The 22,278-nt window shown below is 49.2% G+C and carries 18 protein-coding genes; 15 read left to right on the top strand and 3 right to left on the bottom strand.

Annotated elements, in window-relative coordinates:
* Positions 1 to 7 precede the first annotated feature (7 nt).
* The 5 genes from meaB (at position 8) to FTX54_RS15680 (ending at position 7,496) form a co-directional block, all read left to right on the top strand.
* Positions 8 to 985 (top strand): methylmalonyl Co-A mutase-associated GTPase MeaB, encoded by a 978-nt coding sequence (gene meaB, locus FTX54_RS15700; protein WP_147802716.1) that lies wholly within the window; start codon positions 8 to 10, stop codon positions 983 to 985.
* Positions 936 to 1,577 (top strand): TetR/AcrR family transcriptional regulator, encoded by a 642-nt coding sequence (locus FTX54_RS15695; RefSeq protein ID WP_147802717.1) that lies wholly within the window; start codon positions 936 to 938, stop codon positions 1,575 to 1,577. The genes meaB and FTX54_RS15695 overlap by 50 nt, the downstream gene beginning before the upstream one ends.
* A 13-nt stretch (positions 1,578 to 1,590) precedes the next feature.
* Positions 1,591 to 4,827, top strand: a complete 3,237-nt coding sequence (gene icmF, locus FTX54_RS15690; protein WP_246125559.1) for a fused isobutyryl-CoA mutase/GTPase IcmF — start codon at positions 1,591 to 1,593, stop codon at positions 4,825 to 4,827.
* A gap of 257 nt (positions 4,828 to 5,084) precedes the next feature.
* Positions 5,085 to 5,582: a DNA-directed RNA polymerase subunit delta gene (gene rpoE / locus FTX54_RS15685; protein WP_147802719.1), complete on the top strand. Its 498-nt coding sequence runs from the start codon at positions 5,085 to 5,087 to the stop codon at positions 5,580 to 5,582.
* Positions 5,583 to 5,897: 315 nt separating this feature from the next.
* Positions 5,898 to 7,496: a CTP synthase gene (locus FTX54_RS15680; protein WP_147802720.1), complete on the top strand. Its 1,599-nt coding sequence runs from the start codon at positions 5,898 to 5,900 to the stop codon at positions 7,494 to 7,496.
* A 538-nt stretch (positions 7,497 to 8,034) separates the two neighbouring features.
* Here FTX54_RS15680 and FTX54_RS15675 read toward each other — a convergent pair.
* Complete coding sequence (locus FTX54_RS15675; RefSeq protein WP_147802721.1) at positions 8,035 to 8,547, bottom strand: DUF2529 family protein; 513 nt, start codon at positions 8,545 to 8,547, stop codon at positions 8,035 to 8,037.
* Positions 8,548 to 8,695: 148 nt separating this feature from the next.
* Here FTX54_RS15675 and FTX54_RS15670 point away from each other — a divergent pair, with 148 nt between their 5' ends.
* The 5 genes from FTX54_RS15670 (at position 8,696) to rho (ending at position 13,810) form a co-directional block, all read left to right on the top strand.
* Positions 8,696 to 9,070 (top strand): response regulator, encoded by a 375-nt coding sequence (locus FTX54_RS15670; RefSeq protein ID WP_147802722.1) that lies wholly within the window; start codon positions 8,696 to 8,698, stop codon positions 9,068 to 9,070.
* A 210-nt stretch (positions 9,071 to 9,280) separates the two neighbouring features.
* Positions 9,281 to 10,150: a class II fructose-1,6-bisphosphate aldolase gene (gene fba / locus FTX54_RS15665; RefSeq protein WP_147802723.1), complete on the top strand. Its 870-nt coding sequence runs from the start codon at positions 9,281 to 9,283 to the stop codon at positions 10,148 to 10,150.
* Between the two features lie 90 nt (positions 10,151 to 10,240).
* Entirely contained in the window at positions 10,241 to 10,891 is a 651-nt protein-coding gene (gene fsa, locus FTX54_RS15660) for a fructose-6-phosphate aldolase (RefSeq protein ID WP_147802724.1), read from the top strand.
* 114 nt (positions 10,892 to 11,005) lie between these two features.
* Positions 11,006 to 12,292: a UDP-N-acetylglucosamine 1-carboxyvinyltransferase gene (locus FTX54_RS15655; protein ID WP_147802725.1), complete on the top strand. Its 1,287-nt coding sequence runs from the start codon at positions 11,006 to 11,008 to the stop codon at positions 12,290 to 12,292.
* A 246-nt stretch (positions 12,293 to 12,538) separates the two neighbouring features.
* A complete protein-coding gene (rho, locus tag FTX54_RS15650; RefSeq protein ID WP_147802726.1) occupies positions 12,539 to 13,810 on the top strand; it encodes a transcription termination factor Rho in 1,272 nt (423 codons plus the stop codon).
* A 401-nt stretch (positions 13,811 to 14,211) separates the two neighbouring features.
* On the opposite strand, the gene FTX54_RS15645 is transcribed toward rho, so the two are convergent.
* A complete protein-coding gene (locus tag FTX54_RS15645) occupies positions 14,212 to 14,448 on the bottom strand; it encodes a hypothetical protein (protein WP_147802728.1) in 237 nt (78 codons plus the stop codon).
* Between the two features lie 326 nt (positions 14,449 to 14,774).
* Here FTX54_RS15645 and FTX54_RS15640 point away from each other — a divergent pair, with 326 nt between their 5' ends.
* The 3 genes from FTX54_RS15640 (at position 14,775) to FTX54_RS15630 (ending at position 18,113) form a co-directional block, all read left to right on the top strand.
* Complete coding sequence (locus tag FTX54_RS15640) at positions 14,775 to 16,433, top strand: CoA-disulfide reductase (RefSeq protein WP_246125560.1); 1,659 nt, start codon at positions 14,775 to 14,777, stop codon at positions 16,431 to 16,433.
* Between the two features lie 576 nt (positions 16,434 to 17,009).
* Positions 17,010 to 17,252: a type B 50S ribosomal protein L31 gene (locus tag FTX54_RS15635; protein WP_147802730.1), complete on the top strand. Its 243-nt coding sequence runs from the start codon at positions 17,010 to 17,012 to the stop codon at positions 17,250 to 17,252.
* A 234-nt stretch (positions 17,253 to 17,486) separates the two neighbouring features.
* Entirely contained in the window at positions 17,487 to 18,113 is a 627-nt protein-coding gene (locus FTX54_RS15630; protein ID WP_147802731.1) for a thymidine kinase, read from the top strand.
* 608 nt (positions 18,114 to 18,721) lie between these two features.
* On the opposite strand, the gene FTX54_RS15625 is transcribed toward FTX54_RS15630, so the two are convergent.
* The gene (locus tag FTX54_RS15625) at positions 18,722 to 20,050 is read right to left on the bottom strand and encodes an FAD-dependent oxidoreductase (RefSeq protein WP_147802830.1); all 1,329 of its coding nucleotides are present in this window, start codon (positions 20,048 to 20,050) and stop codon (positions 18,722 to 18,724) included.
* A 160-nt stretch (positions 20,051 to 20,210) separates the two neighbouring features.
* On the opposite strand from FTX54_RS15625, the gene prfA reads away from it, so the two are divergent.
* Both prfA and prmC read left to right on the top strand, forming a co-directional pair.
* Positions 20,211 to 21,278, top strand: a complete 1,068-nt coding sequence (gene prfA / locus FTX54_RS15620) for a peptide chain release factor 1 (protein WP_147802732.1) — start codon at positions 20,211 to 20,213, stop codon at positions 21,276 to 21,278.
* A 10-nt stretch (positions 21,279 to 21,288) separates the two neighbouring features.
* Complete coding sequence (gene prmC, locus FTX54_RS15615; RefSeq protein WP_147802733.1) at positions 21,289 to 22,134, top strand: peptide chain release factor N(5)-glutamine methyltransferase; 846 nt, start codon at positions 21,289 to 21,291, stop codon at positions 22,132 to 22,134.
* Positions 22,135 to 22,278 lie beyond the last annotated feature (144 nt).

The following is a 22,278-nucleotide window of genomic DNA, read 5'->3' as shown; positions in this document are numbered from 1 at the left end:
AAGGACGATGGAACAGCAACAGATCGACGCTCTCCTTCGCGGGAGTGAGCGTTCGCTCGGCAAAGCGATCTCCATCGTCGAAGACCGGGCGCCTGCCCACCGCGGACTTATGAAACAAATTCACCCCCATACCGGGAAAGCCCAGGTGATCGGTATTACCGGCTCTCCCGGAGCGGGGAAAAGCTCACTTGTGAATCAGCTCGTGAAACACTGGCGGAAAGCGGAGGAGAAGGTTGCCGTTATAGCGGTCGATCCGACAAGCCCGTTTTCCGGCGGTGCCCTGCTCGGCGACCGCATCCGCATGCATGATCATGACGCGGATAAAGGAGTATTCATCCGCAGCATGGGGACGCGCGGAAGCCTCGGCGGTCTTTCGGAAGCATGTCAGGACACCGTCCGGCTTCTGGACGCTGGAGGCTACGACAGAATCATCGTCGAAACAGTCGGCGTCGGTCAGTCAGAACTCGATATTATGAAAACGGCTGACACGGTCGCTCTCGTTCTCTATCCATCCGGCGGTGATATTATTCAAGCGTTTAAGGCCGGCATCATGGAGATTGCCGACCTTTTCATTATTAATAAAGCAGACCTTCCCGGCGTCACCCAGCTGCGTGCGGAACTGGAGGATCTGCTGCACATTTCCTCCGCACCTGAACACCGCGCGGTCGTGGAAACGATCTCGACGTCAGGGGAAGGAACGATGGACGTCATTACAGCTTTAAAAGCTCATCATGACTATCTGGTGAAGTCCGGAGAGAAGCACGAACGCCGCAGACGTCAGCTTGAATCCGACGTATGGCGCCGCGTAACGGAGCGTCTGAAAGAAGAAGCCGCCCCTTTTGTAGCTGAAGTCATAAAAAAAGCAGACGAGGAAGATCCTTACGAACTCGCTGAAGCAGCTGTCGCAAAGTATGAGGAAGAAAGGAAGGGTGTAAATGTCGAAAAAAGAAGTTCCTTCACTCGTGAAAGACCGACGCCTCGTTGATAAAAGACGGGCTCAGATCGTGAAAGCAGCGGTCAGTCTGTTTAACGAAAAGGGCTACCATAAAGCAACGACGAGAGAAGTAGCCAAGGCATCCGGCTTCAGCATCGGCACACTCTACGAATATATCGGCTCTAAAGAAGACATTCTTTACCTTGTCTGCGATTCGGTTTATGAGGAAGTGGTCCAGAAGTGGGAAAAGCTCCTGGATGGAAATTTAACCGGAATGGAACGACTGGAGCAGGTAATGGAAGCGTACTTCCGCGTCGTGGATGTGCTTCAGGACGAGGTGCTTGTCATGTATCAGGAATCCAAATCCCTTTCAGGAGAAGCGCTGAAATATGTATTGGAAAAAGAAATGCGTATGAAAGAAATGTTCGAAGCAGAGCTGGGGAGGGTCCGGGATGCGGAGTGGATTACGCTCGATGACCGGGAGATTTCCCTCGCTGCCCATCACATTCTGGTCGTCGGCCAGATGTGGACTTTCCGGCGCTGGGCTCTCCACCGCGAATATACCATCGATGAGTACATTGAACATCAGATCCGTCAGCTCGTCCACGGATTCAGCCCGACACAAACAGCAGCAAAATCATAAAGGAGGATTTTCATTGAGCTATCAGCCGACACATCCAGTACGATTTGTCACCGCATCCGCTTTATTTGACGGACACGACGCCTCGATTAACATTATGCGCCGGATGCTTCAGGCCTCCGGAGCAGAAGTTATCCACCTCGGTCATAACCGCTCCGTCGGAGAAGTGGCCCAGGCGGCTATTCAGGAAGACGTCCAGGGAATTGCGATTTCGTCCTATCAGGGCGGACACGTGGAATACTTTAAATATCTGTATGATGAACTTCAGCGCCTCGGAGGCAGCCATATTCAATTGTTCGGCGGAGGAGGCGGAGTTATAATCCCTTCCGAAATCAAAGAGCTTCACGACTATGGCATCCGCCGCATTTTTTCTCCGGAGGATGGACGTAAAATCGGTCTTCAGGGCATGATTGATGAAATTATGGAAGCGAGCGATTTTGAAACTCCGGCAGCGAACACCGGGCTGGACAGCCTCGAGCAAAAGGAGCACCGTGCGCTCGCTAAATATGTCTCCATCGCAGAGAAACGCTCCTTCGGTCAGAACCTTTCCAGTGAGGAAGGGGAGGAACTGAAACAAATACACAGCAAAGCAGGCAGGAACGCACCGGTGCTTGGAATTACGGGAACGGGCGGTGCCGGGAAAAGCTCGTTAACAGACGAACTTGTCCGCCGGTACCTGCGTGCCTTTCCGGATAAATACGTCGCTATTTTATCCGTCGATCCGACGAAAAAGAAAACGGGCGGCGCCCTCCTCGGTGACCGCATCCGCATGAACGCGATTCACCACGAACGGGTGTATATGCGTTCGCTTGCGACTCGTGACAGCAGGCAGGAACTTTCCAAAGCAGTCGCAGAAGCGATTCCGGTCGTACAGCTTGCCGGCTACGATTTGATTATTATAGAAACGAGCGGTATCGGTCAGGGGGACGCGGCGGTCGCCGATATTGCCGATGTATCGATGTACGTGATGACGAGCGAATTCGGAGCCCCATCCCAGCTTGAGAAAATCGATATGATCGATTTTGCGGATCTGATTGCGATCAACAAATTTGACCGTAAAGGCTCGGAGGATGCCCGTCGTGAAGTAAGAAAACAGTATCAGCGCAGCCATCTCCGTTTTGATGAAAGTCCGGAAGAAATGCCTGTCTACGGTACAGTGGCGAGCCAGTTTAACGATCCGGGCATGAACCGGCTGTTTTACGAGCTCGTAAAAATCATTAATACAAACTTTGGCACCGACTGGGAGACCGACCTCGGTAAAGGGGAGGAAATCCAGCTGCGTAATGCCGTTATACCGCCGGATCAGATTCATTATCTGCGGGAAATCTCGCATACTATTAAGAAGTACCACAAGGAAACAGAAAAACAGTCGGAGCAGGCCCGCCGGCTCTTCCAGCTCGAAGGAACGATGAAGATGCTCGAAGAAGAAGGAGCTGAGCATGGTCCGCTTCCGGATTTAAAAGCGAAAGTGGAAGAAAGTCTGCTTCCGGACGTAAAGAAAACGCTGAACACATGGGAAGCAACGAAAGAAGCGTATTCCCAGGAGGTTTTCACGACGAAAGTCCGTGATAAAGAAATCGTTACGGAAATGAAAACACGTTCGCTGTCGGGCCTCGATATCCCGAAAGTGTCACTGCCGAAATACCACGACTACGGGGAGATTATCCGCTGGGTGCGCAGCGAAAACGTACCGGGCTCTTTTCCTTATACAGCCGGAGTATTTCCGTTTAAACGCAGAGGAGAAGACCCGAAGCGCCAGTTCGCTGGAGAAGGAAATCCGAAGCGGACGAACCGCCGATTCCATTACCTGTCCGACGGGGACGACGCCAAACGCCTCAGTACGGCATTTGATTCGGTCACGCTCTACGGCGAGGATCCGGGCCACCGTCCGGACGTCTACGGGAAAGTCGGCGAAAGCGGCGTGAGCATCTGCAAACTGGACGACATGAAACAGCTGTATGAAGGGTTCGATCTCACGGCTCCTTCTACATCGGTATCGATGACCATTAACGGACCCGCTCCAATCATTCTCGCCATGTTTATGAATACAGCTGTTGATCAGCAGCTGGATAAATTCAAAGAAACAGAAGGACGCGGACCGGACGCGGAAGAACGCCGGAAAATCCAGGATGAAACATTAAACGTCGTCCGCGGAACGGTGCAGGCCGACATCTTAAAAGAAGATCAGGGACAGAATACGTGTATTTTCTCGACGGAATTTGCCCTTCGCATGATGGGGGATATCCAGGAGTATTTCATTGATAAAAAGGTGCGCAATTACTACTCTGTTTCGATCAGCGGTTACCATATCGCTGAAGCCGGAGCCAACCCGATCAGCCAGCTGGCTTTCACGCTCTCCAACGGTTTCACATACGTAGAGTATTACTTGAGCCGCGGCATGAATATCGATGACTTTGCACCGAACCTGTCCTTTTTCTTCAGCAACGGTCTCGACCCGGAATATACCGTCATTGGACGGGTAGCCCGGCGTATCTGGGCGATTGCGATGGACCGCAAATACGGCGGAAACGAACGCAGTCAGAAACTGAAATACCACATTCAGACGTCCGGCCGCTCCCTGCACGCCCAGGAAGTCGACTTCAATGACATCCGTACGACGCTTCAGGCACTGCTCGCAATCTATGATAACTGCAACTCGCTTCACACGAATGCCTATGATGAAGCAGTCACGACTCCGACTGAAGAAAGCGTCCGCCGTGCGATGGCGATCCAGCTCATTATCACGAAGGAAATGGGGCTTGCGAAAAATGAGAACTCCCAGCAGGGGGCCTTCATTATCGAAGAGCTGACCGACCTTGTGGAAGAAGCGGTGCTTCTGGAAATGGAGCGCATGAGCGACCGCGGAGGCGTTCTCGGAGCTATGGAAACGCAGTATCAGCGGGGCAAGATCCAGGAAGAGTCCCTGCTTTATGAAACGAAAAAGCATAACGGGGATCTGCCGATTGTCGGGGTTAACACGTACCTCAATCCGAATCCTCCTTCCGAAGAGGATTTCGACATGGAACTGGCCCGCGCATCGAAGGAAGAAAAGGAAGCGCAGATTACAGAGCTGAAAGATTTCCAGGACACACATGCCCACGAATCCGAAAAAGCCCTCGAAGCATTAAAGCAGACAGCGCTCGACGGCGGCAATATATTTGCTGAACTGATGGATACCGTAAGAGTGGCAAGTCTCGGCCAGATTACTTCCGCCCTTTACGAAGTAGGCGGCCAGTACAGACGAAACCTGTAACGAGAATGTCCGTCAAAAGCAGCTGCTTTTGGCGGACATTCGTGTCTTTACGGACCTGAAGGTTCTGTTCGGCGGAGAGGGTATTTTCCATTCGAAGATCAAACTGCTCAAGGAACCGAATAAAAATTAACGTTTCCGCTGGAAAAATGGAAGGGCATATGTTTATAATGGAAGGTATGAATTTATACGTAGACTAAGCCACCTGTGCAGCAGGCGATGATGACGATACAGGATGACAGAGAAAGGGTGTGTCAAATATGAGTTTAAAAGATTACACAGAAGAACAGCTGAAAGAAATCTCCATGCTTGATGTGACATTTGAGCTGCTCGATGAAAAGAACAGCCCGGAGGACTACGGAGTACTGATTGATCAGGTAGGAGAAATCCAGGGTCTGAGCCAGGAACGCAAACACGAACGCATCGCTCACCTCTACACGCAGATGTCGCTCGATGGAAGATTCGTTAATCTCGGGGATAACCGCTGGGCCCTTCGTTCCTGGTATCCATTTGAGCAGACAGAAGAAGAGCTCTCCCAGATGATGCCTAAAAAACGAAAAGCTGCAAAAGAAGAAGAAGGATTCGATGACGAGCTCGAAGAATACGACGAGTTTGAAGACATCGAAGACGAACTCGACGAGCTTGCCAACGAAGAAGATACCGACACAGACGAGCTTGATGAAGATGAATTCGGTGATACAGCCGGAGAAGTTTCCGAGGATGAAAAAGACGAGGAAGAATCCGAAGAAGAGAAGTAAATCGCTCTTGACTTTTCCCCGAACCGCGGATAGAATCATGTTTGGGCTCCTTAAAAACGGAGCAGCGGAACGCTTTTAATTTATACTGCCTATGCAGATTATCAGCGCCCCCTCTTTCAACAAAAGAGGGGGCGCTTTTCATTTTTCAGGCGCCGGGAACGCTCGCTGTTCGTATAAAGAACAACGAGGCGGAAATCCCCGGCCCTCCTACAGCCGGCACGAAACGTTAAAAAATGCCGCACAATTGAACCATCCCCCGTTCCCTTGAACAACAGGCGCAGAGCCGCTTGTGAAAAATAAAGGAGATGAGCAGTCATGACAAAGTATATTTTCGTAACCGGAGGGGTAGTATCTTCCCTAGGAAAAGGAATCACCGCCGCTTCCCTGGGGCGCCTCCTGAAAAACCGCGGTAAAAAAGTAACCATCCAGAAGTTTGACCCATACATTAACGTGGACCCGGGCACGATGAGCCCCTATCAGCACGGGGAAGTTTTTGTAACCGACGACGGAGCCGAAACAGATCTTGACCTCGGCCACTATGAGCGGTTCATCGATATTAACGTCGGTAAATTCAGCAACGTGACTACAGGAAAAGTATACTCCTCTGTCCTTAAAAAAGAACGCCGCGGCGACTACCTCGGGGGAACGGTCCAGGTCATCCCGCATATTACGAACGAAATCAAAGAACGCATCAAGCTGGCCGCTTCAGAAGGTAATCCGGATGTTGTCATTACAGAAATCGGCGGTACTGTCGGAGATATCGAAAGCCTGCCTTTCCTTGAAGCGATCCGTCAGATGAAAAGTGATGTCGGAGCGGACAACGTCCTCTACATTCACTGCACGCTCATTCCCTACCTCGCAGCAGCCGGAGAAATGAAATCAAAACCGACCCAGCACAGCGTCAAAGAGCTGCGCAGCCTCGGCATCCAGCCGAATGTGATCGTCGTCCGTACCGAACGTCCGGTGCCGGAAGATATGAAAGACAAAATCGCTCTCTTCTGTGACATTGATAAACGTGCCGTCATCGAAGCAAGAGATGCTTCCACTCTTTACGAAGTACCGCTTCATCTCCAGGAGCAGAAGCTCGATCAATTCGTCTGCAACCACCTCAATCTGGACTGCCGCGAAGCAGATATGGAAGAGTGGATTGCTCTGGTAGACCGTGTGAAGAATCTTTCCAAAACGGTCAATATCGCGCTCGTCGGAAAATATGTGGAGCTTCCGGACGCCTACCTTTCCGTTGCAGAAGCGCTGAAGCATGCCGGCTTTGAATTTGACGCCGACGTGGAAATCAAATGGGTAAATTCCGAAGAAGTCACCCGCGAAAACGTCGCTGAAAAAACAGCAGGCGCAGACGGGATCCTCGTCCCGGGAGGGTTTGGAGACCGCGGCGTCGAAGGGAAGATTGCTGCTATTGAATACGCCCGTGTTGAAAAAGTCCCTTACCTCGGCATCTGTCTCGGAATGCAGCTGGCCACGGTAGAATTCGCACGCAACGTTCTCGGACATAAAGATGCGCATTCGGCAGAGCTGCAGCCGGAAACGAATCATCCGGTGATCGATCTGCTTCCGGAGCAGAAAGATGTAGAAGATTTGGGAGGCACACTGAGACTCGGCCTCTACCCTGCGAAGATTAAATCGAATACGAAAGCTTATGAAACTTACGGGGAACAGGTAATTTATGAACGTCACCGTCACCGCTACGAATTCAACAATGCCTATCGTGAAGATATGGAGCAGAAAGGCTTCACTTTCTCCGGACTCAGCCCGGACGGACGCCTCGTCGAAATTATTGAGATTACCGATCATCCATTCTTCGTCGCTTCCCAGTTTCACCCGGAATTCGTATCACGGCCGACACGTCCGCAGCCGCTCTTCAGAGAATTTATCCGCGCCGCCCAAAACGACCTGTAAAAGCAGCCCGCCTTTTTATACAACGAAAAAACCTTCATGACAAAAACGTCATGAAGGCAGACAGCAGAGAAATTCTTCTTTATATAAGCTGGGGTAAAGTCTGTTGTTGATACATGTAGAAAAGCCCGCTTCAGCTCTGCCGTGGAGGATATCTCGAGCGTCAGCAGAACGGTCTTTGCTTCTTCGGGACGAAAAACTGTGCTGAGATATTTTTATCAAGAGAAAGGCTGGCTGTTTTAAACGGTTCCTCTGTGAAAGACCCGTCTGATCTGTTTCTGCGATTCCTTTCTGAAGCGAGCGGCGGTGACTCCGACGGGATTAAGCGCAGTCTGAAGATCCTTTCTGGAGAAGCCGTGCTTCGGAAGAAATAGCTGAAGACCAGCCCCGCGGAAAGCTTCCGCCGTTGAGCGCAAGAAAGCTAATTCAGAACAAAAATCCGTGATAGAAGACATTTTAACCAGCCTTGCCTGCATGACAATCCTGTCATGCAGGTTTTTCATACCGATTTTCCTCAAGAAGGACGCTTCTTAAAAAACAGTCATCCCTCCACATGCTCCTCTAAAATTTCCATTAATTGAAAATAAAGCGCATAATAGACGTGAAGAGAAACGAGAAGATGCGGCTCCCCGATCCGCCTGCCCGACTCGGTCGGAATAAGCGGGCGCGTCACGCTGGTTTCGATAATAAAAGAAGCCTCCTGCTCCAATTCATGGCCGGTCTTTTTCGGCATCACAAGCACCAGCGCAGCCCCGGAATCAAAAGCCGCCTGCATTTCTGCCCTCGTTTCTTCAACGTCATTTGTGAACAGCCAGATCGTATCGAGAGATGACAGAGGGGTGTCAGCCTCCAGGCGGCCGCAGTCAGGCACTGCGTCTGCTCCGTGGAGCGCCTGGGAAACGATGCCTCCAAGATCCGGGGACGCGGCGGCATACACGTGGCCGTCACTTAAAATGCTCTGGGCCGTCATTCTCGCAGCATCCTCTATTTCCATTTCTGCACCGTCCAGCTTCCGTAAAATCCCCGAAAGCTGGGTCTCGAAAATTTTCATCATAGTAACTCCTCCTTCTTTAGTAAGCAATGCAGCCTATTTTATCAGCATACTCTAAAAATAGGAAAAGATAATGTTGATCTTTATAGAAGAGTGGCATAGTATGGTAATTAAAGGGAATAATACGGAGCAGCCTGGGAAGGGGTTCAGCATGAAAGAAAAACTATTGGTTGTGGATGATCAGTTCGGTATCCGCGTCCTGCTGAAAGAAGTATTTGAAAAAGACGGCTACGAAACCTACGAAGCAGCAAATGGCAGAACAGCGCTGGAGATTCTGGATAAAGAAAAGCCGGATCTTGTGCTGCTGGATCTGAAAATCCCGGGCATGAACGGAATCGAAATCCTCAGGGAAATGCGCAGCCGGAACATCCAGACAGAGGTTTTCCTTATGACCGCCTACGGTGAAATGGAATTGATCAAAGAAGCGAAGAAGCTCGGTGCAATTGAACATTTTGCCAAACCTTTCGACATAGAAAGTGTGCGGAAAAAGATACGGGAATTTTTTGACCACAAACAAAAGATGTAAGCGCTGTATGAAAATTAATATTGGAAATCAGCGTGAAATCTATAGTGAATATGCTATAATATCGTTGCGAGCCTTTCTGACACGCTGTTTACAAACGTCCAATTTTACAGCAGACATGAGATAATGATTTATCCATGTTTGCCTGTTTTTGTGTAGGCAGCGCCTGAGCAGGGCTAATTTTTGCACGTGACATAAGGAGGACTTTATCGTATGCCTTTAGTATCAATGCGAGAAATGTTGAAAACAGCAAAAGCCAACTCTTACGGTGTTGGCCAGTTTAACCTGAACAACCTCGAGTTCACTCAGGCCATCCTGCAGGCTGCAGAAGAAGAGCAGTCTCCGGTTATTCTTGGTGTATCTGAAGGGGCAGCGAAGTATATGGGCGGATTTAAGTCCGTCGTCGCGATTGTAGAAGGTCTTATGGACAGCTACAATACGACAGTACCGGTTGCCATTCACCTCGACCACGGATCCAGCTTCGAAAAATGTGTGGAAGCAATGCATGCCGGATTTACTTCCGTTATGATAGATGGTTCCCATTATCCTCTGGCTGAAAACATTGCGCTTACACAGAAAGTGGTTGAAGTAGCCCACCTTCTCGGCGTATCTGTTGAAGCAGAACTCGGCCGTATCGGCGGACAGGAAGACGACATTATCGTAGATGATGCAGAAGCTGCGTATGCCATTCCTGAAGAGTGCGACGAACTGATCCGCGAAACACAGGTGGACTGCTTTGCTCCGGCACTTGGATCCGTACACGGACCTTATAAAGGGGAGCCGAACCTCGGCTTTGACCGCATGGAAACAATTTCGAAAAACACGGAAGTTCCTCTTGTTCTTCACGGCGGTACTGGTATTCCGACAAAAGATATTAAGAAAGCTATCTCTTTCGGAACAGCTAAAATCAACGTGAACACAGAAAACCAGATCACGTCTGTCGCTGCTGTGCGCAAGACGCTTGATGAAAATCCCGACATGATTGACCCGCGTAAATATCTCGGGCCGGCACGGGAAGCAATCAAAGCGACAGTTATCGGTAAAATGCGTGAATTCGGATCTTCCGGTCAGGCAGATAAATAAATTGGAAGCAGTCGGTGCCTTGAGCACTGGCTCCTTCTTTTAAAGCGTTGGAAAGCGCTGTCATTCATAAAAACAGGAGGGGTTTATGTTATGAAATTTTTCATCGATTCGGCCAACATCAGCGAAATCAAGAAGGCTCAGGAGCTTGGTGTTCTCGCAGGGGTAACAACTAATCCATCACTCGTTGCAAAAGAAGGGGCGGATTTCCACGACCGCCTCCGCGAAATTACTGAATTCGTCAGTGAATCAGTAAGTGCAGAAGTCATATCCCTGGACGCGGAAGGGATGGTGCGTGAAGGAAAAGAACTGGCAGCAATCGCTCCGAATATCACAGTGAAAGTTCCTATGACTGTCGAAGGCCTCAAAGCTGTCCGGACGTTCAGCGAAGCAGGCATTAAAACGAACGTGACGCTCGTATTTTCAGCAAACCAGGCGCTGCTTGCAGCGCGTGCGGGTGCCTCGTATGTTTCTCCCTTCATAGGAAGACTTGATGACATCGGCCAGAACGGGCTCGAAGTGATCACCACGATTGCAGAAATTTTCGATCTTCACGGTATTGATACAGAAATTATCGCAGCTTCGATCCGTCATCCGCAGCACGTGACAGAATCTGCCCTGCGCGGAGCGCATATTGCTACGCTTCCGTGGAAAGTTATTGAACAGATTACGAAGCATCCACTGACAGATATAGGAATTGAAAAATTCCTAAGCGACTGGCAGAAAGCCCAGACCAGCGTTTAAATTTACTGCACCGGTCTGTTCTGATTTCAGGCAGACCGGTTTTCTTCATTTACAATACCTCTGCCGGCACCTGCTGCTATTCAGACTACTCTCAAGCAAGAAAGGACATGCTGCATGGACAAACTACTTATAAAAGGCGGACAGCCACTGAAAGGGCACGTCAGCGTCAGCGGTGCTAAAAACAGCGCCGTGGCCCTGATACCAGCTGCTATCATGGCGGATTCCGCAGTAACAATTGACAACCTGCCGGCTATATCAGACATCACCATTCTCGCGGAGCTGCTTGAAGAAGCAGGAGCAGAAACGACTCTTTCCGAGGAGTCTCTTACGGTGAATCCGGAAAATATGATCTCGATGCCGCTGCCGAACGGCCGTGTCAAAAAGCTCCGGGCCTCCTATTACATGATGGGAGCGATGCTCGGCAAGTTTAAAAAAGCAGTCATCGGTCTTCCCGGAGGGTGTAACCTCGGTCCGCGGCCGATTGATCAGCACATAAAAGGATTTGAAGCACTCGGTGCAAAAGTGACGAATGAGCAGGGAGCGATTTACCTGCAGGCCGAAAAGCTTACAGGCGCGAGAATTTATCTCGATGTCGTCAGTGTAGGCGCAACGATTAATATTATGCTCGCTGCAGTTAAAGCGGAAGGACGCACGGTGATTGAGAACGCGGCAAAGGAGCCGGAAATCATCGATGTCGCTACGCTGCTTTCCAATATGGGAGCGAAAATAAAAGGAGCGGGTACGAATATGATCCGTATCGACGGAGTCGAGGAACTCCACGGCTGTCGTCATTCGATCATACCCGACCGTATTGAAGCAGGCACTTATATGATTTTTGCTGCTGCAATGGGCAGCGGGGTAACGATAGACAACATTATTCCCCTCCATCTCGAATCTCTCAGTTCCAAACTCCGGGAAATGGGAGTGACAGTGGAGGCAGGAGATGACTCCATTTATATTGAAAGTAAAAAAGAGTTAAACCCGGTCGATATTAAAACACTCGTCTATCCGGGATTTGCTACGGATCTTCAGCAGCCGATAACTGCCCTGCTTACAAAGGCAGCAGGAGTGAGCATGGTGACAGATACGATTTACAATGCCCGCTTTAAGCATACGGATGAACTGAGAAGAATGGGTGCCGACATCAAAGTGGAAGGACGTTCTGCCCTGATCAACGGAAAAACAAAGCTTCAGGGGGCAAAAGTGAGCGCTACGGATCTTCGCGCCGGGGCTGCCCTTGTCGCAGCCGGCCTGATGGCGGAAGGAGTCACCGAAATCACGAACGTTTCCCACATCGACCGCGGCTATGCGAATTTAGAAGAAAAATTGACGAATCTTGGAGCCGTAATCTGGCGTGAAAAACTGTCAGCGGCTGAAAAAGAGGAAATCGAAAATTCCTGAAAAAGAAAAATCCCCCCGCCGGTTTTCTGCCGGCGGGAAGGCTTCTGCCAACCCCTGAAGGCTTTTCTTCCTGCCCGGATTTCTTCCCCGGCTATTGTCAGCTCCACGAAAATATGCTTAGATAGATGAAGCTATTCTTCGAAAAAATCTTCCTGCACACAAGTTCTCTCCTGAACTTTCATCTTTACAATAACTCCCTGAAATAAAAAACACAGCGTTAAATTATAAAAAGGTCTGGTGACATATATGGGTGTAACATTAAAAGAAATGGAACATTTGAAACTGAAAGAACTCTATGAGCTCGCAAAGGAACATAAAGTCTCCTACTACAGCCAGCTCTCAAAGAAAGAACTGATTTTTGCCATTTTCAAAAAACAGGCAGAAAACGAAGATCTTATGTTCATGGAAGGAGTGCTGGAAGTTATCCAGTCGGAAGGCTTCGGTTTTCTCCGTTCCAATACGTATAAGCCGAGCCCGCAGGATATCTACATCTCTGCTTCCCAGATCCGCCGCTTCAAACTCCGCAACGGAGACCGCGTATCCGGTAAAGTACGCAAGCCGAAGGAAAACGAGCGCTACTACGGTCTTCTCCAGGTAGCAGCCGTCAATGGCGATGACCCGGAAAAAGCAAGTGAGCGCCCGCACTTTCCACAGCTGACGCCGCTGTACCCGGAAAAGAAAATGACGCTGGAACATCAGCCGAACCTCGTGGCCTCCCGTGTTCTCGACATGATTGCTCCGGTAGGCTACGGACAGCGCGGCCTTATCGTAGCACCTCCTAAAGCCGGTAAAACGCTGCTGTTGAAGGAAGTAGCGAACAGCATCGCAGAAAATCATCCTGAAATGGAAATCATCGTTCTCCTGATTGATGAACGCCCGGAAGAAGTAACGGATATGGAACGATCGATTAAAGGGGAAGTCGTCAGCTCCACCTTTGACGAAGTGCCGGAAAATCATATCAAGGTGGCAGAACTCGTTTTAGACCGCGCGATGCGTCTCGTAGAATCGAAAAAGGATGTTGTCATTCTGATGGACAGCATTACACGCCTGGCGCGTGCCTACAACCTCGTCGTGCCACCGAGCGGGCGTACCCTTTCCGGTGGTATTGATCCGGCAAGCTTCCACCGTCCGAAGCGTTTCTTTGGAGCGGCACGGAATATTGAAGAAGGTGGAAGCCTGACCATCCTCGCCACCGCGCTTGTCGAAACCGGCTCGCGCATGGATGATGTAATATATGAAGAATTTAAAGGAACAGGCAACATGGAGCTTCATCTGGACCGCAAGCTCGCCGAAAAGCGTATCTACCCGGCAATCGACATACGCCGCTCCAGCACGCGGCGCGAAGAGCTGCTGCTTCCGGAACAGCAGATTGAAGATCTGTGGGCGATCCGCCGCACGCTCAACGACCAGCCGGACTACATGGAACGCTTCTTGAAAAAAGTAAAAGAAACGAAAACGAACGAAGAGTTCTTTGCTTCCTTTGAACGCGGCAAACAAAGCCGCTCCGTCAAAAGTTAATTGACAGGAAGAATGAAAAACGATCGAAAGTGAATATAAATAAAAGGCAGCAGGCTCCTGTAAAAAACAGGATGCCTGCTGCCTTTTTGGAATGCTGTCTTGAAAATAAAGCGGATAAGCGTGCGCCTTCGTTTCCATGGGCGCGCAGGGCCGGCCTCAGCTAATTCCTTCCTCCCTGCGATCGGGGGAGATAGATCTTCGGCTCGTCCTCCATCGCCCCGAAGTCGCCCCATGTCCACTCCAGCTCCCCGTAAAAATACGGAGCAGAATCTGTTCTTCTAAATAAAGAAGATCCCTTTTTGACCATCATTCATTCTACCTGTATAAAGGAGTAGTTCCATTCCTATAGAAGGCCATTTTTATAATATCTGATTGTTAAACAAACGAGTCCGTAGTTTCTGTTAAGTATCATTAATAGTAGATGAATCATCTTTTTTAGCAGGTTTAACAAGCAGAAAAATAACTATAAGAACAAGCAGCAATGAGAATATCAAAGCAAAGATACTATTTTCACCGAATAAAGTAGTTAACACAACCTCAAAACCTGGAACACCCAGTATAGACAATAGTGGAAATATAAAGAACGTCCCCGCTGCCACCGCCCCCAAAAACAGTAGCAGCTTCTTCTTATTATTCATAAAATCCTCCTCGGTACTTAATTTATGTTCACCTCGTAAATTTAGATAACCTTACCGTATCATAAATTTCTTTAACTGGAAATAAATTTCCTTAACATAGCCTTTTTGGAAAGACCCAAATCATCGCGTCCAGGCTTCGCATCCACGAAAAACCTTTCCGGACACGTATCCTCTCCGTTAAGCGGCTGGGGAGCACGCGGAATATCCCAACGTCAACACACGTAAAATACCCCTTGCCCTATTTGACAACCGCAAAACCAGATGCTATTATACCTGTAAGGGTATTAAGTTCAATGTTTCACATAACTTATATGGAGGGATTTATTATGAAAGTTATCATCGTAGGCGGAGTGGCGGGAGGAGCGAGTGCTGCAGCTCGTCTCAGGAGAATCAGCGAAGAAACCGAAATTGTCGTATTTGAAAAAGGAAAATACGTTTCGTTTGCAAACTGCGGGCTGCCTTACTACATAGGCGGGGCAATAGAAGAACGGGAGAAGCTTCTCGTCCAGACGGTGGAGGGAATGACCCGGAGATTCAGGCTGGATGTTCGAAATGAAACAGAAGTCATGTCTGTGAACCGGGAGAATAAAACGGTGTCAGTTATACATCTTCCTACAGGAGAAGAATATACGGAATCCTATGACAAACTTCTTCTCTCCCCTGGAGCACGGCCGGTTATCCCGCCAATCCCGGGTTTAACGGAAGCGGAAAATCTGTTTACGTTAAGAGATATTCCTGATACAGACCGCATAAAAGCATGGGTGGACAACCATAAACCGAAACAGGCAGTCGTCATTGGCGGAGGATTCATCGGTCTGGAAATGGCGGAAAATCTTCATGCCAGAGGTCTTAACGTAACAATCGTGGAGATGGCAGACCAGGTCATGGCACCACTGGATAAAGAAATGGCTGCCATTGTTGAAAACCGAATACGCGATTACACAGATCTGCATTTGAATGACGGGGTAAAGGAGTTCAAACAGAAAGGACAAAAAGTGGTTCTATCAAGCGGCAGAGAACTTTCAAGTGATATTACTATTTTATCTATCGGGGTAACGCCGGAGAATGAACTGGCAGTAAAAGCCGGATTACCCCTGGGGGATCGGGGCGGAATTGCTGTTAACAAATATCTTCAAACAGAAGATCCGGACATTTATGCTGTAGGTGATGCCGTGGAGACGACAGATTATATATTAAATACGCCTGTTATGGTGCCGCTTGCGTGGCCGGCAAACCGGCAGGGGAGGATTGCTGCGGATACGATCAGCGGTGACCCAAAAGCTTATTCAGGGACGCTCGGAACAGCTGTTGCCAAAGTTTTTGATTTGACCGCAGCTTCCGCTGGGAACAATGAAAAAACTCTTAGGGAAGCAGGCATAGATTTCAAAGCGGTGCATATCCATCCGCTCTCCCACGCAGGCTACTATCCGGGTGCTTCGCCTATCGCAATGAAACTTATATTCAGTCCCGGAGATGGAAAGATTTTCGGGGTGCAGGCTGTAGGAAAAGACGGCGTAGACAAGCGTGTGGATGTTATAGCGACTGCTGTAAAAGGCGGTCTTACAGTATACGATCTCCAGGAATTGGAGCTCTCCTACGCCCCTCCATATTCCTCTGCTAAAGACCCGGTAAACATGATCGGATATGCAGCGTCTCACGTCGCAGATGGAGAAATAGACATCATTCACGCCGGTGAGGTAAGAGAGCGAATGAATGCCGGAGAAATACTGGTGGACGTACGCACCCCCGGAGAATTTGAAAAAGGCACCATTCCGGGAGCAGTGAATATCGAGCTCGATAACCTGCGGGACCGTCTCCAGGAGCTGCCGAAAGACAGAATCATAAATATCACTTGTCAAGTAGGCCTGCGGGGATACCTTGCCGTACGAATTCTTAAAGGAAATGGCTATAAAGCCCGCAACTTAAGCGGGGGATATAAAACTTACAGCGAGATGTACAGGAATGCTCACGTAGTTAAGAAATAAACAAAAAGAGCGGCTTGTGAAATGGATTCACCTCCATCTGTTTCATAGGTCTTTTTTTTCAGGTAACCAGACTAATAGTCATAAAAACGTTCTATATAAATTGAACTTAATATTTATAAAAATAAAATGTATAACCTCTAAAGCGGTCTTCTCTATCGAAAGAAAGAAGGGTGTTATCATTTTTAACCGCAGATCATACCTGCAGAGAACAGAAATGGAGAACAGGCCGCTGCAGGGTACATGGGGCGACTCCTGGGCGATAAAGGACGAGCCGAAGATCCATTCCGCCCGACCAAAGGGAGGACGGAATTAGCTGAGGCCGGCCCGCCCGGAAAGCGTCCCCATGGAAACGAAAGCGGCTGGTTACAGAAGTGGAGATTAATTAATAAGTTCAATATATCTATATATATCAATAACAGACTTTCACAAAGTTTTATTTTCGAGGCAGCCTCTCAAAAAGAGAAATAGCTTATTGCATTCTTCAGTGACCCTTGATATAATCTTTCTATGTGTGGAAGTGATCAGCACAGACTTACTCTGTTTCGAAAGATTCAGGGCGGAAGGAGTTGAATAGACATGAAACAAGGAATTCACCCAGAATACCGTAAAGTCGTATTTAAGGATTCAAGTACTGGATTCATGTTCTTGAGCGGTTCTACAGCGCATACGGACAACACAGTGGAATGGGAAGACGGAAACACTTACCCGCTTTATACAGTGGAAGTTTCTTCTGATTCTCACCCTTTCTATACTGGTAAGCAGAAGTTCGCAGACGCTGGTGGACGTGTAGACAAGTTCAGAAAAAAATACGGAGTATAATATTCCGGACGAAGCAGGCAGGGATTTTTCCTGCCTGCTTTTTTATGACTAAATACAGTTGTCTTACAGCCCGAACAAGCGTAAGATTACATATAGATATAGAAATAAGAACAGGCAGTTTCCCCCGGAACAGGGAAAGGGAAAACCTTTGCTGAAAGCAGCAGACCACCTTTCCCGGAAGCTGCCTGCCTCTGCGTCATTCGCGAAAAATTATCGGAACAGGAGCGTCGCCTCATGCACCTAACACGAAAAGAAGGATGGATCGAAGTCGTCTGCGGGAGCATGTTCTCCGGGAAATCGGAAGAGCTGATCCGCCGCGTCCGCAGGGCAAGCTTCGGCCGTCAGAAAATCCAGGTATTCAAACCACAGCTTGATAACCGCTACAGCGAAAAAGAAGTCGTTTCCCATAACGGTACGACCGTCTTTGCTTATCCCGCGACCGATGCAGAAGATATTTATACGCTGCTTGAAAAAGACACCCAGGTCGTAGCCATCGACGAAGTTCAATTTTTTGACCCGGCCATTGTCGATGTCGTCCAGACCCTTGCAGATGATAACATCCGCGTCATCTGTGCCGGTCTCGATCAGGACTTCCGCGGCGAACCGTTCGCCTGCGTTCCCGCGATTATGTCCCTTGCCGAAACGGTTACCAAACTGCAGGCTATCTGCCTTTCCTGCGGGTCGCCGGCGAGCCGGACGCAGCGGCTGATCGACGGGAAGCCGGCTTCCTACGATGATCCGATTATTCTCGTCGGTGCTTCGGAGTCCTATGAACCGCGCTGCCGTCACTGCCACGAAGTCCCGCACAAACCGACAACGACCCACGTGCCCGCCGTCAACCTGGCACGTCATAACCGATAGCGTTTTTAAAAAGCCCCCTGCCCGAAAGTAAACATGGCAGAGGGCTTTTTTATTTAACAATACTTTTATAAAAGCTGTGTTAAAGTCTGGGGTTCTTACGCGAAAAAGGGGAACTTGTCTTTCCGGCTTACGATGACAGAAGATAAGTCTACTTAAAAAGCTGGTGGCCCAGGCTTAAACGATAGAATGTTTAAGGGTTAAATTAGTTTATTGTCAGATATATCTTGTTTTCACCAAACGTGCGTAAGAGCCAAGTCTGGTGTTGATAAATGCAGGAAACTTCGCTTCGGCCTGCCGTGGAGGAGATTTCCGGATGGGCTGCACCCTGCGGAATCTTCCAATCTTGTTATTCCACGGGCATGTATCCGCTTCGTTTTGATGGTCGATTAAAAAGAGCACATAGATTGAACAAAGAATGTACAAAGTTAGATTCCAAAGCCAAGGCGATTTTTAAGACGGAATTTTCTTTATGAGAAGGCAGATCCTGCTCCGTATTTTTACCAGGCGCTGGAGTGGAGATCGGGCGACTCCGGCCCGCCCGGAAAGCGTCCCCATGGAAACGAAAGCGCATGTTCACCACTTAACTACTTTATTTTCAAGGTAGCCTTTTATAAACGCCGCACATTCCGCTGGATTGGATCCCACGTGGAATTATAGGGAGGGGCATAGCTGATATCGAGATCCTGAATCTCATCCACCGTCATTTTGTTAAAAAGCATCACCGAAGCCACGTCGATCCGCTTGTCCACGCCGTCTTTACCTGCTGCCTGGACACCGAGAAGCCGTTCATTTTTATTATCTTTTATAAGCTGAAGTGTTATCGGCTCCGCTCCCGGATAGTACCCGGCGTAGGGAAGCGGTTCAAAGCTCTTCACGCTGAAGTCAAAGCCGAGGCTTTTTGCTTCGGTTATGTCGATGCCGGTGCGTCCGGCGGTGATATCAAAAAACTTCAAAATGGCAGTCCCGAGCATTCCCTGAAACGTTTTTTTGTCACCCGCGATATTCGCTCCGGCAATACGTCCCTGCTTGTTGGCGTGCGTCCCGAGCGGAACATAATCGTGCTGCTCCTTGATCCGGTTGTACTGCGTCGCACAGTCTCCTGCGGCGTATATATTGGCTTTATTTGTACGCATATAAGGATCGACCAGTATGGCTCCGGAGGCATGCTCATAGATGCCTGTTCCTTCCAGAAAACTCGTATTCGGCGTTATGCCGATCGCGGTAATGACTCCGTCCGTTTCGTACGTGTCTTTGTTCGTTTTCACCGCTTTGACGCGGCCTTCTTCATCCCCGGTAAAGCTGTCGACATCTTCGTGCAGGGAAAGAGTGATCCCGTGGCGTTCTGCTTCTTTACGCAGCATATCACTTACAGGTTCATCAAAGTTACTGCCGAGCTTGTCTGTCCGGTTGATCATGCGTACGTTTTTTCCCTGCTCCACAAAGTTTTCGGCAATCTCCAGCCCGATGTAGCCGGCGCCGATTACGGTAATATTCTGCTTTCCTTCGAAGTCTGCGGCAATTTTTTCGGCATCAGGAATCGTTTTTAAAACGTGAATTCCTTCCAGATCCGCCCCTTCGACCGATAGCCTGTTCGGGCTGCCGCCGGTGGCGACTAGCAGCGTATCATATTCCAGCTCAAACGTCTCCCCGGTGTCGAGAACATTGCCGCTTACGGTCTGTTTATCCGCATCCACGTCCGTTACTTCATGATGGACGCGGGCATCAATCCCTTTTTCCCGGAAAAAAGATACCGGCCTTGCGATCAGACTCTCCGTATCTTCCACCACTCCTCCAATAAAATAAGGCAGTCCGCACTGGGCGTACGAATAGATCGGACCTCTTTCCAGAACGGTAATTTCCGCATCTTTTCGTTTATGTACGACCTGCATGGCTGCACTCATTCCCGCAGCATCTCCACCGATAATGACTAATTTCATCATTTCTCAACTCCTTTTTTCTTTCTATATACTTATACCCCTACCCCCAATTGCCGTAAACATAGGGCCGTGGGCTTCTACCATTGATTTTACACGAATGAAAGCCTATACTGAAAGGAGGTATGAAAGTGGTACGAATTTTAAGGTGAGGTGAAGTTAGGTGTTTGATCGCCTGCAGGCAGTAGAGGATCGTTATAACCAGCTTACAGAGCTGCTTATGGATCCCGACGTAATTAACGACAACAAGAAGCTCCGCGAGTATTCGAAGGAGCAGTCCGATATTCAGGATACAGTGGAAACGTACAAAAAGTATAAACACGTGAAAGAACAGCACGAAGAAGCGAAGGAAATGCTTCAGGAAAAACTCGACGACGATATGCGTGAAATGATCAAAATGGAAATGGATGAGCTTGAGGATCAGATTCCTGAGCTGGAGGAAGAACTGCGCATCCTGCTTCTTCCAAAGGATCCGAATGACGACAAAAACGTGATTATCGAAGTCCGCGGAGCAGCGGGCGGCGATGAAGCGGCGCTTTTTGCGGGCGATCTTTACCGCATGTATATCCGTTACGCAGAAAAACAGAACTGGAAGATTGAAGTGATCGAAGCCCATGAGACGGGTCTCGGCGGTTTCAAAGAAGTCATCTTCATGATCAACGGAAAAGGTGCGTATTCACGCATGAAATATGAAAATGGGGCTCACCGCGTCCAGCGGGTGCCGTCTACAGAATCCGGCGGACGCATTCATACATCCACGGCAACCGTAGCGGTTCTTGCAGAAGCAGAGGAAGTGGAAGTGGATATCCACGATAAAGATATCCGAGTCGATACGTTCGCTTCGAGCGGACCGGGCGGCCAGAGCGTTAACACGACGATGTCCGCCGTACGTCTGACGCACGTGCCGACAGGTGTGGTCGTTTCCTGTCAGGACGAAAAATCGCAGATCAAAAACAAAGAAAAAGCGATGAAAGTTCTCCGTGCCCGTGTTTATGATAAGTTCCAAAAAGAAGCACAGGCAGAATATGATGAACACCGTAAATCAGCCGTCGGTTCCGGCGACCGTTCGGAGCGGATCCGTACGTATAATTTCCCGCAGAGCCGGGTGACAGATCACCGTATCGGTCTGACGCTTCAGAAGCTTGATCAGATTCTCGAAGGCAGCCTGGATGAAATTATTGATCCACTCATTGTAGAAGAACAATCCCGTTTGATGGAAAACGCGGAGTAGGGAGAGAAATATGCCGACACCTTACGTACATGAAGCCCTCAAATGGGCTTCTTCTTTTTTGGAAAATGCAGGCCGTGAAAAAGAAATAGGTTATATTCTGCTGAGTCACCATGCAGGCTGGTCCCGGGCCCAGCTTCTCGCTGAAATGAAATCGCCGCTCTCTGACGTTACAGCTGCTTTATTTAAAGAAGACGTCATGAAAGCTGGGACCGGGATTCCGGTCCAGCATATTACCGGTCTGGAAACGTTTTACGGAAGACCTTTCCGTGTAAACCCGGATGTGCTTATCCCTCGTCCGGAAACAGAAGAGCTGATCGAAGCCGTGCTCGCCCGTCTTCCGGCTGCGGGTCCGAAAGTGGCTGATATCGGTACGGGCAGCGGTATCATCGCGGTCACTCTCGCCCTCGAAGTTCCGGAAGCGGAAGTAACAGCGACGGATTTATCTCCGGAAGCTTTGGATACCGCCCGGCTGAACGATTACGCGCACGGCACAAAGCTTCGTTTCCTGCAGGGAGATGCCTTGATGCCGTTTATTGATGCAGGAGAGACGTTCGATGTGATCGTCTCGAATCCTCCGTATATTCCGGAAGCAGACCGCAGCGGTATGAATACGAACGTGAAGGATCATGAGCCGTCTACAGCACTGTTTGCCGGGAAGGACGGACTGGACGTCTACCGGAGAATCATTCATCAGCTTCCGCACGTACTGCGCAGCCCGGGACTGTTCGCTCTGGAAATTGGCGACGGTCAGGGGGAAATAATTCAACAGTTAATAAAAGAAGTTTTCCCCGAAGCGAAAACGGAACTGCTGCTTGATATAAACGGAAAAGAACGCATAGTAACCGCTGGAGTCTGATGTTCCCCAGGTGGATAACTTTTTTAATTGTTCCACATAGTTACCCACAGAAAAGAACAAACTTATGCACAAAAACTGGGGATAACATCAGTGCTAATGAATTTCATGTGGAAAAATATAAGAACAGAAATGACGGAAAAAGAC

The organism is Alkalicoccus halolimnae, assembly GCF_008014775.2.
Classification (GTDB): Bacteria; Bacillota; Bacilli; order Bacillales; family Salisediminibacteriaceae; genus Alkalicoccus; species Alkalicoccus halolimnae.
Note: the sequence above shows the minus strand (reverse complement) of the source record. Positions and strands in the feature narration are given on the sequence as shown.

Bases quoted from the DNA above. Each gene is read 5' to 3' on its own strand.
- meaB (WP_147802716.1), top strand. From the start codon at position 8: ATGGAACAGCAACAGATCGACGCTCTCCTTCGCGGGAGTGAGCGTTCG.
- FTX54_RS15695 (WP_147802717.1), top strand. From the start codon at position 936: ATGTCGAAAAAAGAAGTTCCTTCACTCGTGAAAGACCGACGCCTCGTT.
- rpoE (WP_147802719.1), top strand. From the start codon at position 5,085: ATGAGTTTAAAAGATTACACAGAAGAACAGCTGAAAGAAATCTCCATG.
- FTX54_RS15680 (WP_147802720.1), top strand. From the start codon at position 5,898: ATGACAAAGTATATTTTCGTAACCGGAGGGGTAGTATCTTCCCTAGGA.
- FTX54_RS15675 (WP_147802721.1), bottom strand. From the start codon at position 8,547: ATGATGAAAATTTTCGAGACCCAGCTTTCGGGGATTTTACGGAAGCTG.
- FTX54_RS15670 (WP_147802722.1), top strand. From the start codon at position 8,696: ATGAAAGAAAAACTATTGGTTGTGGATGATCAGTTCGGTATCCGCGTC.
- fba (WP_147802723.1), top strand. From the start codon at position 9,281: ATGCCTTTAGTATCAATGCGAGAAATGTTGAAAACAGCAAAAGCCAAC.
- fsa (WP_147802724.1), top strand. From the start codon at position 10,241: ATGAAATTTTTCATCGATTCGGCCAACATCAGCGAAATCAAGAAGGCT.
- FTX54_RS15655 (WP_147802725.1), top strand. From the start codon at position 11,006: ATGGACAAACTACTTATAAAAGGCGGACAGCCACTGAAAGGGCACGTC.
- rho (WP_147802726.1), top strand. From the start codon at position 12,539: ATGGGTGTAACATTAAAAGAAATGGAACATTTGAAACTGAAAGAACTC.
- FTX54_RS15645 (WP_147802728.1), bottom strand. From the start codon at position 14,448: ATGAATAATAAGAAGAAGCTGCTACTGTTTTTGGGGGCGGTGGCAGCG.
- FTX54_RS15640 (WP_246125560.1), top strand. From the start codon at position 14,775: ATGAAAGTTATCATCGTAGGCGGAGTGGCGGGAGGAGCGAGTGCTGCA.
- FTX54_RS15635 (WP_147802730.1), top strand. From the start codon at position 17,010: ATGAAACAAGGAATTCACCCAGAATACCGTAAAGTCGTATTTAAGGAT.
- FTX54_RS15630 (WP_147802731.1), top strand. From the start codon at position 17,487: ATGCACCTAACACGAAAAGAAGGATGGATCGAAGTCGTCTGCGGGAGC.
- FTX54_RS15625 (WP_147802830.1), bottom strand. From the start codon at position 20,050: ATGAAATTAGTCATTATCGGTGGAGATGCTGCGGGAATGAGTGCAGCC.
- prmC (WP_147802733.1), top strand. From the start codon at position 21,289: ATGCCGACACCTTACGTACATGAAGCCCTCAAATGGGCTTCTTCTTTT.